This is a genomic window from Pseudonocardia sp. TMWB2A, from assembly GCF_017312135.1.
In genome coordinates this window covers 719,051-735,300 of sequence record NZ_QKQY01000002.1, presented here as the reverse complement: position 1 = coordinate 735,300, position 16,250 = coordinate 719,051, and the positions used below count along the sequence as shown (strand labels likewise).

Below are 16,250 nucleotides of genomic sequence, written 5' to 3'. Positions count from 1 at the left end.
ATGGTGCGGTGCACACCGATGTGACGACCGTTCCCGACCGGGACGAGCCGGGAGCGGCCGCGCTCGTCGCGGTGTGTGCGGACGGCCTGGTCCTGCTCGACGCCGACGGCCGGTTCCGTTCGCTGAACCCGGCCGCCCTCCGGCTGCTCGGCCGCCCGGCCGACGAGCTCGTGGGCGTCCTAGCGCCGTTCGTCCCCGGCCCGGTGGGCCCGTCCGGGACCCGGACGGTGCGCTGGACCGGGGCCGACGGGTCGGCCCGCGAGCTCCGCTACCGGGCCGCGCCGGACGGCACCGGCGGCCTGGCCGTGTGGTTCAGCGACGTCACCGACCGGCTGGCCCGGCAGGAGCGGCTGACCGCGATCGTCCGGGCCGCCGCTGGGGTCGCCGAGGCGGGGTCGCTGGCCGGCACGCTGGACGCCATCGCCCGCGAGATCATCGGCACCGCGCACATCGCGGCCGCCCAGATCCTGGCGGTCGACGACCCGGCGGCCGACCTGCAGGTGCTCGGGATGGCCGGGTTCGGCGCGGCACCCGACTTCGTCCGGCGGCTGCGGGCCTGCCGGGAGGGCGGCGCGGACATCCGGTTCCTGGAGGCGCACGCGCGGGGCGAGGCGGTCGTCGTCCCGCACCGCCGGGCGGCGATCATGGCGGACCCGGCGTGGGAGCCGCTGCACGAGATCATGGACCGGCCGGACTGGGACGGGTTCGTCGCGATGCCGATGGTCGTCCGTGGCACCACCGTCGGCGTGATCAACGCCTACTACGAGCCGGACGAGGCGCCGGACCCGTCGTCGCTGGCGTTCCTGGAGGCGATGGCCGCGCACGCCGCCGTCGCCGTGGACACCGCCCGGCTGGTGGCCCGTTCCCGATCCGACGCCCGCACGGCGGAGCGCCGCAGGCTGGCCCGGGACCTGCACGACTCGGTGGTGCAGCAGCTTTTCTCGATCCGCATGCAGGTCTCGGCACTGCAGGGCCGGCTGGACCGCTCCGACCCGGACCCGGCCCGCGTGCTGGGCGCGGCGACCGAGCTGTCCGCGATGTCCGCCGACGCACTGGACGACCTGCGGCTGCTGGTGCGCGAGATGCACCCGGCCGCGCCGCGTGGCGGTGACCTGGTGGAGGCGGTCCGCACGCACGCCTCCGAGGTGCAGTCCCGGACGGGCCTGCGGGTGGACGTCGTCGCCCCGGTGGACCCGCGGCTGGGCCCCGGGGTCACCGACGACCTCTACCGGACCGTCCGGGAGGCCCTGCACAACGCCGTCAAGCACGCCGGGGCGGACACGGTGCGGGTACGGATCGAACGCAGCGACGGCGACCTGGTGGTCGAGGTCGCCGACGACGGGTCCGGGACCCGGCCCGCGGATCCGCCGGCCAGCGTGCCCGGCGGCCTGGGGCTGGTGTCGATGCGTGAGCGGGCCGAACGGTGGGGCGGTGCCTGCTCGGCGGGCCCGCGCCCGGACGGCGGTTGGACGGTCCGGACCGTGCTCCCGGTCTCGGGCCTGGACGAGCAGGAGACCTGAGGTGCCCCGTTCCGCGACGGCCGCGCTGGCCAACGTCGACCTGAACCTGCTGGTGATCCTGCGGGAGCTGCTGCGCGAGCAGAACGTCACCCGGGCGGCCGAGCGGGTCGGGGTGACCCAGCCCGCGGCGAGCGCCGCGCTCGCCCGGCTGCGCAGGCACTTCGACGACGACCTGCTCGAACGCACCCGCGGCCGCTACGTGCTGTCCCCGCTGGGCCGCCGGCTCGCCCTCCAGGTCGAGCCGCTCTGCCTCGGTCTGGAGCGGTTGTTCGCACCGGAGGAGCCGTTCCGGCCGGAGGTCTCCGAGCACGAGTTCACGGTGATGACCACCGACTACGTGCTGGCGGCGATGGGCGAGTCGCTGTCGCGCGTGGTGCACGAGGCCGCACCCGGCGTGCGGCTGCACATCCCGGTCGTGAAGGGCAGGCTGCCCGGCGACCTGCCGGAGACGCTGCGCACGCTGGACGGGATCATCTCCGCGCCGAAGGCCGAGTTCAAGGTCGACGAGCTGTGCGGCCAGGAGCTGTTCCGGGACCGCTGGGTGTGCGTCGTCGACGCGGAGAACCCGGTGCGGGACCGGATCGAGCTGGCCGACCTCGAACGTCTGCCGTGGGTGATCCCGAACCAGCCCGACCCGCAGTACCCGGCGAGCTCCCCGCTCGCGCCCCTGCTGGCGATGCTCGGCACCCGGCCGCGGGTGGCGGTGCGGGTCGACAGCTACGCGGCCACCCCGTGGTTCGTCGCCGGGACCGATCGGGTCGCGGTCATGCAGGGTCGGCTCGCCGCCGGTTTCGCCGACCGTCCCGACCTGCGGATCCTTCCCTGCCCGGGGGACCCGCCGCCGATCGTGGAGATCTTCTGGTGGCACCGGCTGCGCTCCGACGACGCCGCGCACACCTGGCTGCGCGCGATGCTGGACACCGCCTCGCGCTCGTTGCGCCCCGGCCCATAGACGCGGTGGATGACCCGCATCCGAACTTCCTCTTTCCGTCCGGGGTGACCTGCGACATAGCGTCGGGAGCATGCGGATCGTGGTGGCCCGGGTGGACGACTTCCCGCCCGGCGAACGAAGGATCGTGACCCGTGGACGGCGCTCCATCGGGGTCTTCCGGGTCGGTGACCGGTTCTACGCGCTCAACAACCACTGCCCCCACCTGGGCGGACCGTTGTGCCAGGGCCGTACGCAGGCGTGGGTCCGGTCGAGCACACCCGGACGGTACGAGCGCGACGACGAGCACGCCCTGATCGCCTGCCCCTGGCACGGCTGGGAGTACGACCTGGCCACCGGGCAGTCGTTCCTCGGCCCGGGGGAGCCGCCGGCCCGGAGCTACGAGGTGAGCGTCGAGCCCGCCGACGTGTCCACTGCGGATCCCGCGCCCGGGGAGCGTAGGCCCGGCCCGTTCGTCGCCGAGACCTTCGACGTGACGGTGGAGCGGTTCGGCTCGGGCGACCACGTCGTCGTCGACACCACGCCGCGGCCCGCCCGCACCGTTCCGAGCCAGGGGGAGAGCCCGTGACCACCGCACCCGAGGCGCCCGCGGCGCCGGCCCGCCGGCGTACCGGCTTCACGATCGTCGACACCGACATCCACCCGGCCTGCCCGCCCGCCGAGCTGATGCCGCGCCTGGACCCGGCCGCCCGGCGCCGCTACGAGCTGTTCGGCAGCCGTGTCCCCGCCCCGCCGGACGTCTACCCGCGGGTGCGCAACTCCGGCTACCGGCTGGACGCCTGGCCGGAGGGCGCCTTCCCGGGCAGCGACCTGCAGCTCGTCCGCGACCAGCTGCTCGACGAGTTCGACATCGACCACGGCGTGCTCATCCCGCTGCAGTCGCACAGCTGGGGCGCCGAGACCCCCGAGTTCGCCGCGTCGCTGTGCCGGGCGCTCAACGACTGGGTCGCCGAGTGCTGGCTCGACCGCGAGCCGCGGCTGCGGTCGTCGATCGCGGTGTCGCTGGAGTCCCCGGAGCTGGCCGCGGCGGAGATCCGCAGGCGCTCGGGCGACCCGCGGTTCTGCCAGGTGCTGCTGGCCACCGGCGGCGAGTCCGGGTTCGGCAGGCGCCGGTACTGGCCGATCTACGCGGCCGCCGCCGAGGCCGGCCTGCCGATCGCCGCGCACACCGGCGGGCTGGAGCAGCACCGCGGCGCCGGCTGGCCGTCGTTCTACCTCGAGGAGCACGTCTGGAACGGCAACATGATGGGCGCGCTGGTCACCAGCCTGCTCTGCGAGGGCGTGCTCACCGAGTTCCCCGAGCTGCAGGTGGTCTGTGTGGAGGGCGGGCTGGCCTGGGCGGCGCCGTTGATCTGGTCGCTGGACGACGGGTGGGCGGCGCTGCGGGAGGACGTCCCGCACCTGGACCGGCCGCCGTCGGAGATCCTGCGTGAGCACCTGTGGTTCACCACGCAGCCGATCGAGGAGCCGCGCGACCCGGCGGACCTGGCCACGGTGATCCGGCATCTCGGCCTGGGCGAGCGGATCATGTTCGCCTCGGACTACCCGCACTGGGACTTCGACTCGCCGACATCGGCGCCGCGGCTGTTCCCGGCCGACCTGCGCGAGCCGATCATGGGGTCGAACGCCTGCCGGCTCTACGGCCTGCCCGAGCGGGTGGCGGCATGAGCGCCCCGGCGGTGGGGGTGGTGAAGGTCGACACCGACGTCCACTGTGTCCCGTCGAGTCTGTCCGACGTGGTCGCGCACATGGACCCGTACTGGCGCGACTACACCACCGACGGCGGGGTGTCGCTGTCGCCGACCCAGGGCGGCGCCTACCCGCCCGGCATCGGCCCGGGTGGCCGGCCGCTGTCCGACGTCGGCGCGCTGGGGGAGCGCGTGCTCTCCCCGGACGGCACGGACCTCGCGATCCTGACCTGCACCAGCACCTTCCAGACCAACCGCAACCCGTACTACGAGGCGGCGCTCTGCCGGGCGCTCAACGACTGGCTCCTGGAACGGTGGCAGGCCCACGACCCGCGACTGCGGGTGGCGATGGTCGTGCCGACCCTCGACGTCGACGCCGCGGTCGCCGAGGTCCACCGGATCGGCGACCGGCCGGAGGTCGTCACCGCACTGCTGCCGGTCCGCAACGACACCCGCTGGGGCAACGTCGGGAACCGGCCGGTGCTGCGTGCCGCCGCGGAGCACGGACTCGTCGTCACCCTGCACGCGTGGGGGCGTGCAGGGCAGGCGCCGACGTCGAGCGGGATGACCCACAGCTACCTGGAGGACTACCTGGCCAACGGGCACGTCGTCGCGCAGGGGCAGCTGGTGAGCCTGGTGACCGAGGGCGTGTTCGCCGAGCTCCCCGGACTCCGGGTGACGGTCGCCGAGTGCGGCTCGACCTGGCTGCCGACGCTGCTGTGGCGGTTCGACAAGGACTGGAAGGGCGTCTGGCGGGAGGTGCCGTGGGTGGACCGGCCGCCGTCGGAGATCGTCCGTGAGCACGTCCGGTTCACCACGGCGCCGATCCACCTGCCGTCCGACCCGGTGCAGGCCCGGGAGGCGGTCGACCTGCTCGGCCCGGAGCTGCTGATGCACGCCGGGGACCACCCGCACGACCACGGTCCCGGTGCCGACCGGCTCGCGGCCGTGCTGGACGGCGACGAGCTGGCCGCGGTGCGCGGCGGGACGGCCGCCGAGTGGTACCGGCTCGGGTGAGCGGGATCGGGCTGCCGGGGAGCCCGCAGGACGTCCCGACGCCGTCCGGGGGGACCGTGCGGGTCCGGCAGGCGGGGGAGGGCCCGCCGGTGCTGCTGCTGCACGGGTGGCCGCAGACCTCGGTGATGTGGCACCGGGTGGCCCCCGGCCTGCTCGACGGCCGCACCGTGGTGCTGGCGGACCTGCCCGGCTACGGCGGCAGCGCGCTCCCGGCGGGCGCCGCCGTCACGGTGTCGGGCAAGCGGACGATGGCCGCCGACCTGGTGGCGGTGATGGCGGCGCTCGGGCACGAGCGGTTCGCCGTCGTCGGGCACGACCGGGGCGCCCGCTGCGCGTACCGGATGGCGCTGGACCATCCCGGCGCGGTGAGCGCGCTGGCGGTGCTGGACATCCTCCCGACGGCCGACGTGCTGGCCCGCGCCGACGCCGGGTTCGCACGGGGGGCGTTCCACTGGTTCCTGCTGTCGCAGCCGGCGGACCTGGCGGAGCGGCTGGTGGCCGCGGAGCCCGACGCGATCCTCGGACGGGGTCTGGCCGAGGTCTGCGACCCGGCCGCGCTCGCCGCGTACGCGTCGGCGTGGGCGCGCCCGGAGGTGGTGCACGGGATGTGCCAGGACTACCGGGCCGGGTTCGACGTCGACGCCGCCGACGACGAGGCCGACCGCGGCCGGCGCACGATCACCGCGCCGACACTCGTCCTGTGGGGGCGCCGCGGTCCGCTCGGGCGGGCACCGGCGGTGCTGGACGACTGGCGGGTCTGGGCCCCGGCCGCGACCGGGCGGGCACTGGACGCCGGGCACCTGCTCGCCGAGGAGGCACCCGACGAGGTACGGGCGGAGCTGGCCGCCTTCCTCCCCACAGCCAGCCGGTATCGACTCCATCGATGACCAACCGGGGGAACCCGGGACCGCCACGGATCGCAACGACGCGAGGAGACGTGAGCCATGACCACCACATCCACCAGGAGCGTCCGGGGAGCCCGCCGCGTGGGCCGGACCTGCGCCGCGGTGCTGGCCGTCTGTGCGGTGCTGGCCGCCTGCGGCGGGAACGACGGGGGTGACGGCGGCGGCGAGCCGGTCACCTTCCTCAACGTACTGCCGATGGAGAGCCTGTCGTTCGCCCCGGAGATGATCGCCGACACCCGGGGACTGTTCGAGGCACGCGGGCTGGACGTCACGTTCGAGGCCACCCAGGGCTCCGCCCCGGCGATCCAGACGGTGCTCGCCGGCGGCGCGCAGCTGACCCGGATCGGCGACATCGAGACGATGATCGCCGCCGGTGAACGCAACGCCCCGCTGCTCGCGTTCGGCGAGCCGATCCACACCGGCACCATCCGGATGATCTCCACCGAGGCCGCTCCGGTCACCCGGGCCGAGCAGTTCCGCGGCCGGCTCGTCGGGACCCCGTCGGAGGGCGGCACCAGCTCGATCACCCTGGACCTGGTGGCCGGGTCCGCCGGGGTGCCGCCGGAGGAGGTGTCGCGTCAGGTCGTCGGGCTGAGCCCCGGCGTGTTCGACCTCCTGACCTCGGGCCGGGTCGACTCCTACATCGTGTCGCTGGACACCTCCGTGCTGCTCGACCACACCCGCCCCGAGACGGTCGTCTACGACCCGAACCAGGACATCGACGCCGGCGCCCAGATGTACGTCACCTCCGCCGCGCAGATGGCCGACCCGCAGACCCGCGACCGGCTGGAGCGCTACGCCTCCGCCGTCGAGGAGGCCATGCAGTTCATCGTCGACGACGAGGCCAACGGGTTCGCCGAGACGATGCGGCTGATCGACTCCGAGTACCAGGTCCCCGCGCTGGGCGACCCGGAGGTGGCGAAGGCCGCGCTGGCCGCCTACGTCGACGCCTACACCGCCGGTGACACGTTGCTGGGGATCTCGCCGCAGCGCTGGCAGGCCGCCTACGACGAGATCGTCGGGATCGGTCAGCTCCCGCCCGGCCTCGACCCGGCCGCCTGGCTGGACACGAGCCTGACCCCGGCTCCCGCCCGCTGACCGCGGACCACCGCCCGCTCCCGCCGCCCGCCCGCCGTCCCGGCCGCGGTGTCCGGGCGCCGAGATGCAGCTCAGCGGGCTCCGGGGGGCCGGGGACCCCGCTGAGCTGCATCTCGGCGGTGCCGAGCCGAGCCGAGCCGGGGCGGGCCGAGCCGGGCCGAGCTAGGCCGAGCTGCGCCGGGCAGAGCCGGGCCGGGCCGAGCTAGGCCGAGCTAGGCCGAGCTGCGCCGGGCAGAGCCGGGCCGGGCCTAGCCGGGCCTAGCTGGGTCGGGCCGAGCCGGGCCTAGCTGGGCCGGGCCGAGCGGGGCCGGCCCGGTCCGGTCAGCAGGCGGCGGCGCGGGCGCGGGCCTCGGTGATCTCCGCGGCGGTGAGCAGCGGCAGCCAGGCCGACTCGCGGGCCGAGCCGACCAGGTTCTGCCGCACCCGCATCAGCGCCACCGGCTGCCCGTCGGGCGCGATCCGCAGGTAGGGCCGCGGGTCGGCGACGCCGAGCGGGCTCCACCCCCGCAGCAGGACCACGTCGCCCGCCGCGATCCGGCTGCGGTGCAGCACCTCGGCCCGGTCACGCTCGGAGTGCTCGGTGAGCGTCCCGCCTCCGGCGAGGACCACCCACGCGGTGCAGCCCAGGTAGAAGCGCCGGTCCCGGCGGGGCTCCGTGGCGTGCCGGGTCACCCAGCCGACCTCGGTCGGGGCGAACGGTGATGCGAGGTGCCGGGACTCCGCCAGCCGCGAGAGGCGCTGTGCGACGTCCGAGGTCACCGGGCGGTGCGCCGGTACGAGTCCGCTGATCCGTCCGTCCGACGCGGCCTCGGCGCTCAAGGCACGGAGGTCGTCGTCGCCGACGGTCCCGGGCACCACGACGAACCGGCGGCCGAACAGCGAGCCGGGAACCGGGTCCGTGGAGGAGCGGCTCATGGGTGCTCCTCCTCCGGCGGAACGGCGACGGCGCCGAGCCTAGGAGCGGCCTCCGGACCGGGTGAGCCGCTGCTGACCCGGTCCGGCTACGTCGTTCGTCGCGGTGGCCGCATCCTCCGGCGGACGGAGCACCGCCCGGGACGGCCCGGCCGGGGAGGTTCCGGCCGCCGATCACCCGGCGACGGCCAGCACGAGCGGCAGCACCTCCGGGGCCCCGGCCCGGCGCAGCGCCCGCGCGGCGACCGTCATCGTCCAGCCCGAGTCGACGACGTCGTCGACCAGCAGCAGCGGCCCGTCCACCCCGGACAGGTCCGGCACGGTCGCGCTGTCGAGCCCCTCCCACACCGCGGCCAGGCGCTGGGCGGAGTTCTCCGTCGCCGCGGGGCGCTCGCCGGCGGGGGAGAGGGTGCCGAGCAGCGGCAGCCTGCCGATCTCGGCGATCCGCCGGGCGAGGTGGTCGAGCTGGTGCGGGCGGGTGCGCGAGCCGATCCCGACCACGCCCACCGGGCGCTGCTCCCAGCCCCACCCGGCGAGCACCCGGACCAGCGCGTCGAGCACGTCGGCAGGCACCGGGTCGTCGCCGCCGGTCACGAGCTCGCGCAGCCGGGTGCCCCACCCGATGTCGGACAGCCGCCCGATCGCCCGGCCGGACGCGGCCTGCTCGCCCGCGGCGATCCTCCCGGACAGCGGGACCCCGATGTCCTTCATCCCGGACGGCCACATCTTCCGCGGCGCGACCTCGATCCCGGGCCGGGTCAGGCGCTCGGCGGCGGCCTGCTCGCCGTCGGCGGACACCTCGTCGGACCAGACGGTGCCGGTGCAGGTGTCGCAGCGCCCGCACGGCGTCGGGTCCGGGTCGTCGAGCTGGCGGCGCAGGAACACCAGCCGGCACTCGGTGGTCGCGATGTAGTCGAGCATCGCCTGCTGCTCGGAGCGCCGGGCCTCGTTCACGCGCTCGTGCCGCTCGGTGTCGTAGACCCACTCCTGGCCGGTCGCGACCCAGCCGCCCTTGACCCGCTTCGCGGCGCCGTCGGCGTCGAGGACCTTGAGCAGCATCTCCAGCCGGGTGCGGGACAGGTCGACCCGGGTCTCGATCGAGGCGGTGGACTGCGGCCGGTCCGACAGCACGGCGAGGGTCTGGCGGACCAGCGGTTCGGGCGGGAACGCCAGCGACGCGAAGTAGGCCCAGATGTCGCGGTCCTCGCGGCCGGGCAGCAGCACCACCTCGGCCCGGTCCAGCGCACGCCCGGCACGGCCGATCTGCTGGTAGTAGGCGACCGGCGAGGCGGGCGCGCCCAGGTGCACGACGAACCCGAGGTCGGGCTTGTCGAAGCCCATCCCCAGCGCGGAGGTCGCGACCAGGGCCTTCACCCGGTTCTCCATCAGGTCGGACTCGGCGGCCAGGCGGTCCTCGGGGTCGGTGCGCCCGGAGTAGGAGCGCACGGCGACGCCGCGCTCGCGCAGGAACTCGGCGACGTCGTCGGCCGCCTGGACGGTGAGCGTGTACACGATCCCGGCGCCGGGCATCTCGTCGAGCTTGGCCGCGAGCCAGGCCAGCCGCCGCGCCGGGCTCGGGAGCCGGACCACCGCCAGGCGCAGCGACTCGCGGTCCAGCGACCCGCGCAGCACCAGCGTGTCCTGCTGGTCACGGCCCATCCCGAGCTGCTCGGAGACGTCGGTGACGACCCGGTCGTTCGCCGTCGCCGTGGTCGCCAGCACCGGGATCCCCGACGGCAGCTCGGCGATCAGCGTGCGCAGCCGCCGGTAGTCCGGGCGGAAGTCGTGGCCCCAGTCGGAGACGCAGTGCGCCTCGTCGACCACCAGCATCCCGGCGCTCGCCGCCAGCTTCGGCAGCACCCGGTCGCGGAAGTCGGGGTTGTTGAGCCGCTCCGGGGACACGAGCAGCACGTCGACGTCACCGTTCGCGATGTCGGCGTAGACCGCGTCCCACTCGTCGGCGTTCGCCGAGTTCACCGTGACCGCGACGATCCCGGAGCGGATCGCGGCGTCGATCTGGTTGCGCATCAGCGCCAGCAGCGGCGACACGATCACCGTCGGCCCGGCGCCCTGCTCGCGCAGCAGCGCGGTCGCCACGAAGTAGACCGCGGACTTGCCCCAGCCGGTCCGCTGCACGACCAGCGCGCGGCGGTGCTGGGCGACGAGCGCCTCGATCGCCGTCCACTGGTCCTCGCGCAGCCGGGCCTGCGGGCCGGCCAGCTGCTGCAGGACGGTCTCGGCGCGCTCGCGCAGGTCGGTGCTCGATGCGGTGGTCACGACACCCATGGTGGACCCGACCCCTGACAACGACCCGACGCGGGCCGCCGGGGTGTGAACCGGGCCACCCGTCCGACGCGCGGCGGGCCGGGCGTGCAGGATGATCGCGTGTCGTCCGACAGCCCCGCCCACCGCCCGGTCTTCGGCTCCGTGGCGGACGTGACCGCCCGGCTCGCCGACGCCGGCTACCTGGCCTCGACCGCCGTCGCGACGACGGTGTTCCTCGCGGACCGGCTCGGCAAGCCGCTGCTGGTCGAGGGCCCCGCCGGGGTCGGGAAGACCGAGCTGGCCAAGGCCGTCGCCGCGGCGACGGCGTCCGGGCTGGTGCGCCTGCAGTGCTACGAGGGCATCGACGAGGCCCGCGCGCTGTACGAGTGGAACCACGCCAAGCAGCTGCTGCGGATCACCGCCGGGCAGCGCGGCGAGGACGGCGCGGACTGGGACTCCACCCGCGACGACGTGTTCTCCGAGGAGTTCCTGCTCCCGCGCCCGCTGCTCACCGCGATCCGGCGCACCGACCCGACCGTGCTGCTGATCGACGAGATCGACAAGGCCGACGTCGAGGTCGAGGGCCTGCTGCTGGAGGTCCTGTCCGACTTCCAGGTCTCCATCCCCGAGCTGGGCACCGTCACCGCGAACCGGCGTCCGTTCGTGCTGCTGACCTCGAACTCCACCCGGGAGCTGTCCGAGGCGCTCAAGCGCCGCTGCCTGTTCCTGCACCTGGACTTCCCCGACGCCGACCTGGAGCGCCGGATCGTGCTCACCCGCGTCCCGGAGCTGACCGAGCAGCTCACCGACGCGCTGGTGCGCACCGTGCGGGTGCTGCGCGCGATGGAGCTGCGCAAGGCCCCCAGCGTCGCCGAGACGATCGACTGGGGCCGCACCCTGCTCGCCCTGGGCCTGGACACCCTCGACGACGACGCCGTCCGCGCCACCCTCGGTGTGGTGCTGAAGCACCGCTCGGACGCCGACAAGGCGGCCGCCGAGCTGCGGCTGAACTGAACGGCCCAGTCACGCACCGCTGATCGGCTGTCAAGGTCTGCACCCCTATGGAGTGAAGATCGGGTCGATCGGGGCACCGGGCGTAACCGGAACGAGTGGCGCGAGTTGTTCCGGTTACACGCTCCCCAGCGACCGGAGGCCCACCGATGACCGCCCTCCCGGAACTGCCCCGCACCGCCCGCCGCCTGCTGCGCGCCGTACTGGCCGCCGGCGCCGTGCTCGCGCTCGGGCTCGCCGCCGCCGGCACCGCATCGGCGCAGGACGGCGCCCCGGACGCCGGCGTGCACCCGGGGGTCATGACCCGTACCGGACCCGAGAGTGCGCAGTGCACCGCGAACTTCGTCTTCACCGACGGGTCCGCGACCTACCTCGGACAGGCCGCACACTGTGCGGGGACCGGGGGGTCCACCGAGGTGGACGGGTGCGAGGCCGGGTCGCTGCCGCTCGGCACCCCGGTCGAGGTCGAGGGCGCCGCCGCACCGGGCCGGCTCGTGTACTCCTCCTGGCTGAGCATGCAGGAGCGGGGCGAGACCGACCCGGACACCTGCCGGTTCAACGACTTCGCGCTGGTCGAGCTCAGCCCGGACGACGCCGCTCGCACCAGCCCCGCGGTGCCGTTCTACGGCGGCCCGACCGGGGTGGCCACCGACGGCGTCGCGACCGGCGGGATCGTCTACGGCTACGGCAACTCCTCGCTGCGCCAGGGCGTGCGCGCGCTGAAGCCCAAGACCGGCACCTCGACCGGTACCGGGGGCGGCGGCTGGACGCACACCGTCGTCACCGTCCCGCCGGGCGTGCCCGGTGACTCCGGCTCGGGCTACCTGACCGCCGACGGCCGCGCCCTCGGCGTCCTCTCGACGCTGAACCTGGCTCCGGCTCCCGGCACGAACGGCATCAGCGACCTGCGGAAGATCCTCGACTACGCCAACGGCCCCGGCGGCCACGGCGGAGCACTGCGCCTGGTCGAGGGCGACCGTCCCTTCACTCCGCAGCCGGTGCCGATCGACCCCGCCTTCTAGGCGGAGGGCCCCGCGGTGTGGGACCGCGGTGCACCCCGGCGCTCCGGTCGTGGCTCGGCGGCTCGACCGGAGCGCCGGTGTATATACGGAGAGTCACTCCGTTGACGGAAGTGGTGACGTGATCGACGTCGCGCTCCGTGAAATGGTTGAGCGCGTAACAACCGGTCGCGGGCAACCGAACTGCAGGCGTGACCATCGATATGGGCAGGTCGGCACCGGTCGAGCCGCTACGCGCGTGGCGGCTCGCGACGCTCCCGCGGCCGTCGCAGGCGGTCGTAGCGATGTCACTGCGTGTGACACCGCCGGTCATGCTCGGCGCCCTGGCTGTGACGCTGAGTGTTCTGGATCTCGCGGCGGGGGAGCTCGCCGTCGGGCTCCTGCCGCTCGTCGCCGCGGTGGCGGCGGTGCCGCGGACACTCGGTGCGCTGCCCGGTCCCGACATCCACGACCGGGAGCTGGACCTGATCGTCACCGGCGCGGCGGTCCTCGCGGCCGTCGCCCTGCTCGTGGTCGGCACACCCGGCCTGGCGCTCGCGCCCGTGTCGGTCGCGGTGCTCGCCGCGCTGACGGGCACCCGGCGCCTGTGGCACCTGCGGGCGTTCCCCGCCGTGCTCGTCCTCGCGTGGCCGGGCTGGTGGTCGGCGCTGCCGGCGGCCCGTGAGGTCCAGCTGCCGCTGGCGGCGGCGCTGGCGGTGCTCGCCGTGCTCGGTGTGCGCGCCGGCGACCGGCGGGGGCGGTGACCGTGCCCCGCCTGCTGCCCGTCGCGCCGCTGCCCGCGTCCGTGGCGCACGCCCGCGACGGCCGCGACCTGGAGCTCCGCAGCCGGCTCGCCACCGACGGGCTCGCCGACCTCGACGACGCGCTGTCGGCCCGACCGCGCCGCCGCCGCCCCGCGCGGGTCGTGGCGGGAGTGGTGCTGCTCATGGTGGTCACCGGGCTCGTGCTCGCCCCGCGCGCCACCGGCGTCCTGCTGGTCGGGGCGGTCGTGCTGATCTACGCCGCCTCCACGGTGCACCGGCTGCTGCTGGTCCGCCGTGCCGTCGCCGACGACCCCACGATCCAGGTGTCCGACGCCGAAGCCCGCGCCGTCCCGGACGCCGACCTGCCCGTCTACACGGTCCTGGTGCCCGCCTACGGCGAGCCCGCCGTCGTCGCACGGCTGGTCGACGGGCTGACCGCGCTGGAGTACCCGGCGGACAAGCTGGAGATCCTGCTGCTGCTCGAGGCCGACGACGCCCCGACGATCGCCGCGGCCCGCCGGGTCTGCCCCGGCACCGGGATCCGGATCGTGGTCGTGCCGCCGTCGTCGCCGCGGACCAAGCCCAAGGCCTGCAACTTCGGGCTCACCGAGGCCACCGGCGAGCTCGTCACCATCTACGACGCCGAGGACCGCCCGGAGCCGCTGCAGCTGCGCCGCGCCGTCGTCGCCTTCCACCGGGCGGCCGCCGCGGGCCGCGAGGACCTGGCCTGCCTGCAGGCCCGGCTCAGCTACCACAACGCCGAGCAGAATCTGCTGACCCGCTGGTTCACCCTGGAGTACGACCTCTGGTTCCGCTGGCTGCTGCCCGGGCTGATGGCGGGCCGCACCCCGATCCCGCTGGGCGGGACGTCGAACCACATCCGCCGCGACGTGCTCGTCGGCCTCGGCGGCTGGGACGCCTGGAACGTCACCGAGGACGCCGACCTCGGCATCCGCCTCGCCCGCCACGGCTGGACCACCGCGATGCTCGGATCCACCACGCTGGAGGAGGCCAACAGCGACGCGATCAACTGGGTCAAGCAGCGTTCCCGCTGGTACAAGGGCTATCTGCAGAGCGTCCTGGTCGCGTTGCGCGCCCCCGGCGAGCTGCGCCGCGCGGTCGGCCTGCGCGGGATCGCCGGGCTGCTGCTGTTCGTGTGGGCGACCCCGGTGCTCGCGCTGCTCAACCCGGTGTTCTGGGCGATGGCGCTGCTCTGGTTCCTCGCCGAACCCGCCGCCGTCGCGGCGCTGTTCCCACCCCCGACCTTCTACGTCGGCAGCGCCGTGTGGATGGTCGGCACGTTCGCCGCGGTGTACTGCGGCCTGGCGATCGCCCGGGTCGGCGGGCGGCCGTGGCTGGCGCCCGCGGCGCTCGTCGTCCCCGCGTACTGGGTGCTGATGTCGGCCGCCGCGGCGAAGGCGGTGCTGCAGCTCGCGCTGCGCCCGTCGTACTGGGAGAAGACCACGCACGGCCTGGACACCACGTCGGCGGCCCCGGCGGAACCGGAGCTCGTCCGATGACCGCGCTGCTCGACCGCCCCGTGCCGGCGGCCGCGGCCGACCCGGTGGCCCGCCCCGCGACCCGGGCGGTGTTCCTCGCCGCGCTCGCCTGCTACCTGCTGCTCGGCGCGGTCCTCGTGTTCGGCTACGACTCGGTCATGGAGGACGCGCTGGCCCGGGTGTCGGCGGCGGCGACCGTGACCGCGGCCGCCGACCCGAAGCTCGCCGCGGTCGGCTTCGTCTGGACCCCGCTGCCCGCGCTGCTCATGGTGCCGTTCGCGCCGCTGCGCGCGGTGTGGCCCGGCCTGGTCTCGACCGGGTTCCTCGCCGTGCTGGTGTCGGCCCCGGCGATGGCCGGCGTCGTTGCCACGGTGCACGGGATCGCCCACGACCTGCGGGTGCGCCGCTCCGCCCGGACCGTGCTGACGGTGGGGACCGCGGCGGCGCCGCTGCTCGTGGTCTACGCGACCAACGGGATGACCGAGGCGCTGCTGCTGCTGTTCCTGCTGCTCACGGTGCGCCGGCTGCTGCGCTGGACGGCCGGTCCCGGGCGGCACACCGACCTCGTCGCCGCGGGTCTGTTCCTGGGCCTGGGCTACCTGGCCCGCTACGAGGCGGTCGTCGCCGCCGCGGCGGCCACCGTGCTGGTCGCCGTCGTGACCCTGCGCCGCACCCGGCACCGGCGGTGGGCCGCGGTGCGGGCCGATGTGCTGCTCGTCGGCGGGCCCGCCGTCGTCGCGTTCGTGCTGTGGGCGGGCCTGAGCTGGCTGACCGTCGGCTCGCCGTTCGAGCAGTTCACCTCCGCCTACGGCAACGCCGCCCTCACCGCGGGCGGGGCGCGGGCACCGGGCGGGCTCGCCGACGTCGGCGTGCAGCTGTGGGCGCTGGCGCCGCTCGGCCCGGTCGTGGCCGTCGCCGCGGCCGTGGTGGCGCTGCGCCGCCGCGACCCGGCGGTCGCGGTGCCGGTCGCCGTGCTCGGCTCGGTGCTCGCGTTCGAGTGGGTGCTGCGTGCCGCGGGGGAGCTGTTCGGGTTCCTGCGCTACCAGATCGCGGTCCTGCCGCTGGTCACGGTGCTGCTGGCGCTGCTGCTCGCGCGTGGTGCGACCCGGCCCGGGCGGCTGCGCGCGGCCGAGGCCTGCCTGCTCGCGGTCGCCGTGCTCGGTACGTCGGCGTGGGGGTCGGCCGCGCTGATCCTCACCGACCCGGTGCGGGCGACCCAGGAGTACCACCGGATCGCCCCGGTCGTCGCCGCCCTGACCGGCGGGCCGCCGGTGGCGGGCGACGCGAACGGCATGTGGGCCCAGGACCGGGAGATCGCCCGCCGGATCGACGCCCTGCACCTGCCCGACGGCAGCGTGCTGGCCGACTCCGGTGCCGCGTTCGCCGTGCTCGCCGCGTCGGCGCACCCGTCGACGTTCCTGGTGACCTCCGACGACGGCTTCGACGCCGCGCTGGCCGACCCGGCCGGGCACGGGATCCGCTACGTGCTGCGCAACGACTCCGGCGGGGTCGACGCCGTCCGCACCCGGTACCCGGACCCGGTGGGCTGGACGCGGGTGGGCTCCTGGCCCGGCGCGACCACCGCGTCCTACGCCTGGAGCCTGTGGAAGGTGGGCTGACCACC

The 16,250-nt window shown here is 75.1% G+C and carries 14 protein-coding genes; 12 read left to right on the top strand and 2 right to left on the bottom strand.

Annotated elements, in window-relative coordinates:
• The first annotated feature begins 8 nt into the window (after positions 1-8).
• From DMP17_RS17825 to DMP17_RS17795, 7 genes are all read left to right on the top strand, one after another.
• Positions 9-1,520: a PAS domain-containing sensor histidine kinase gene (locus DMP17_RS17825; protein ID WP_337830132.1), complete on the top strand. Its 1,512-nt coding sequence runs from the start codon at positions 9-11 to the stop codon at positions 1,518-1,520.
• A gap of 1 nt (position 1,521) precedes the next feature.
• On the top strand, positions 1,522-2,472 hold the full coding sequence (locus DMP17_RS17820; RefSeq protein WP_226355933.1) for a LysR family transcriptional regulator: 951 nt from the start codon (positions 1,522-1,524) through the stop codon (positions 2,470-2,472).
• A gap of 70 nt (positions 2,473-2,542) precedes the next feature.
• A complete protein-coding gene (locus tag DMP17_RS17815) occupies positions 2,543-3,037 on the top strand; it encodes a Rieske (2Fe-2S) protein (RefSeq protein ID WP_226355934.1) in 495 nt (164 codons plus the stop codon).
• On the top strand, positions 3,034-4,137 hold the full coding sequence (locus DMP17_RS17810) for an amidohydrolase family protein (protein WP_337830131.1): 1,104 nt from the start codon (positions 3,034-3,036) through the stop codon (positions 4,135-4,137). Before DMP17_RS17815 ends, DMP17_RS17810 begins: the two co-directional genes overlap by 4 nt.
• Entirely contained in the window at positions 4,134-5,174 is a 1,041-nt protein-coding gene (locus DMP17_RS17805; RefSeq protein WP_337830130.1) for an amidohydrolase family protein, read from the top strand. The genes DMP17_RS17810 and DMP17_RS17805 overlap by 4 nt, the downstream gene beginning before the upstream one ends.
• Positions 5,171-6,061, top strand: coding sequence for an alpha/beta fold hydrolase (locus tag DMP17_RS17800; RefSeq protein WP_337830129.1), 891 nt, complete (start codon positions 5,171-5,173; stop codon positions 6,059-6,061). Before DMP17_RS17805 ends, DMP17_RS17800 begins: the two co-directional genes overlap by 4 nt.
• A gap of 57 nt (positions 6,062-6,118) precedes the next feature.
• Positions 6,119-7,177: an ABC transporter substrate-binding protein gene (locus tag DMP17_RS17795; RefSeq protein WP_226355938.1), complete on the top strand. Its 1,059-nt coding sequence runs from the start codon at positions 6,119-6,121 to the stop codon at positions 7,175-7,177.
• 321 nt (positions 7,178-7,498) lie between these two features.
• Here the strand turns inward: DMP17_RS17795 and DMP17_RS17790 are convergent, their stop codons facing one another.
• Positions 7,499-8,092 (bottom strand): hypothetical protein, encoded by a 594-nt coding sequence (locus DMP17_RS17790; protein ID WP_337830128.1) that lies wholly within the window; start codon positions 8,090-8,092, stop codon positions 7,499-7,501.
• Between the two features lie 171 nt (positions 8,093-8,263).
• The gene (locus DMP17_RS17785) at positions 8,264-10,375 is read right to left on the bottom strand and encodes a RecQ family ATP-dependent DNA helicase (protein WP_226365850.1); all 2,112 of its coding nucleotides are present in this window, start codon (positions 10,373-10,375) and stop codon (positions 8,264-8,266) included.
• A 99-nt stretch (positions 10,376-10,474) separates the two neighbouring features.
• On the opposite strand from DMP17_RS17785, the gene DMP17_RS17780 reads away from it, so the two are divergent.
• The 5 genes from DMP17_RS17780 to DMP17_RS17760 all read left to right on the top strand — a co-directional run bounded on the left by DMP17_RS17780 (position 10,475) and on the right by DMP17_RS17760 (position 16,245).
• The gene (locus DMP17_RS17780; RefSeq protein ID WP_226355941.1) at positions 10,475-11,368 is read left to right on the top strand and encodes an AAA family ATPase; all 894 of its coding nucleotides are present in this window, start codon (positions 10,475-10,477) and stop codon (positions 11,366-11,368) included.
• A gap of 146 nt (positions 11,369-11,514) precedes the next feature.
• Complete coding sequence (locus DMP17_RS17775; protein WP_337830127.1) at positions 11,515-12,387, top strand: serine protease; 873 nt, start codon at positions 11,515-11,517, stop codon at positions 12,385-12,387.
• A gap of 188 nt (positions 12,388-12,575) precedes the next feature.
• Positions 12,576-13,127: a hypothetical protein gene (locus tag DMP17_RS17770; RefSeq protein WP_337830126.1), complete on the top strand. Its 552-nt coding sequence runs from the start codon at positions 12,576-12,578 to the stop codon at positions 13,125-13,127.
• The gene (locus tag DMP17_RS17765) at positions 13,124-14,647 is read left to right on the top strand and encodes a glycosyltransferase (protein ID WP_337830125.1); all 1,524 of its coding nucleotides are present in this window, start codon (positions 13,124-13,126) and stop codon (positions 14,645-14,647) included. Before DMP17_RS17770 ends, DMP17_RS17765 begins: the two co-directional genes overlap by 4 nt.
• Entirely contained in the window at positions 14,644-16,245 is a 1,602-nt protein-coding gene (locus tag DMP17_RS17760) for a glycosyltransferase family 39 protein (protein WP_337830124.1), read from the top strand. The genes DMP17_RS17765 and DMP17_RS17760 overlap by 4 nt, the downstream gene beginning before the upstream one ends.
• Positions 16,246-16,250 lie beyond the last annotated feature (5 nt).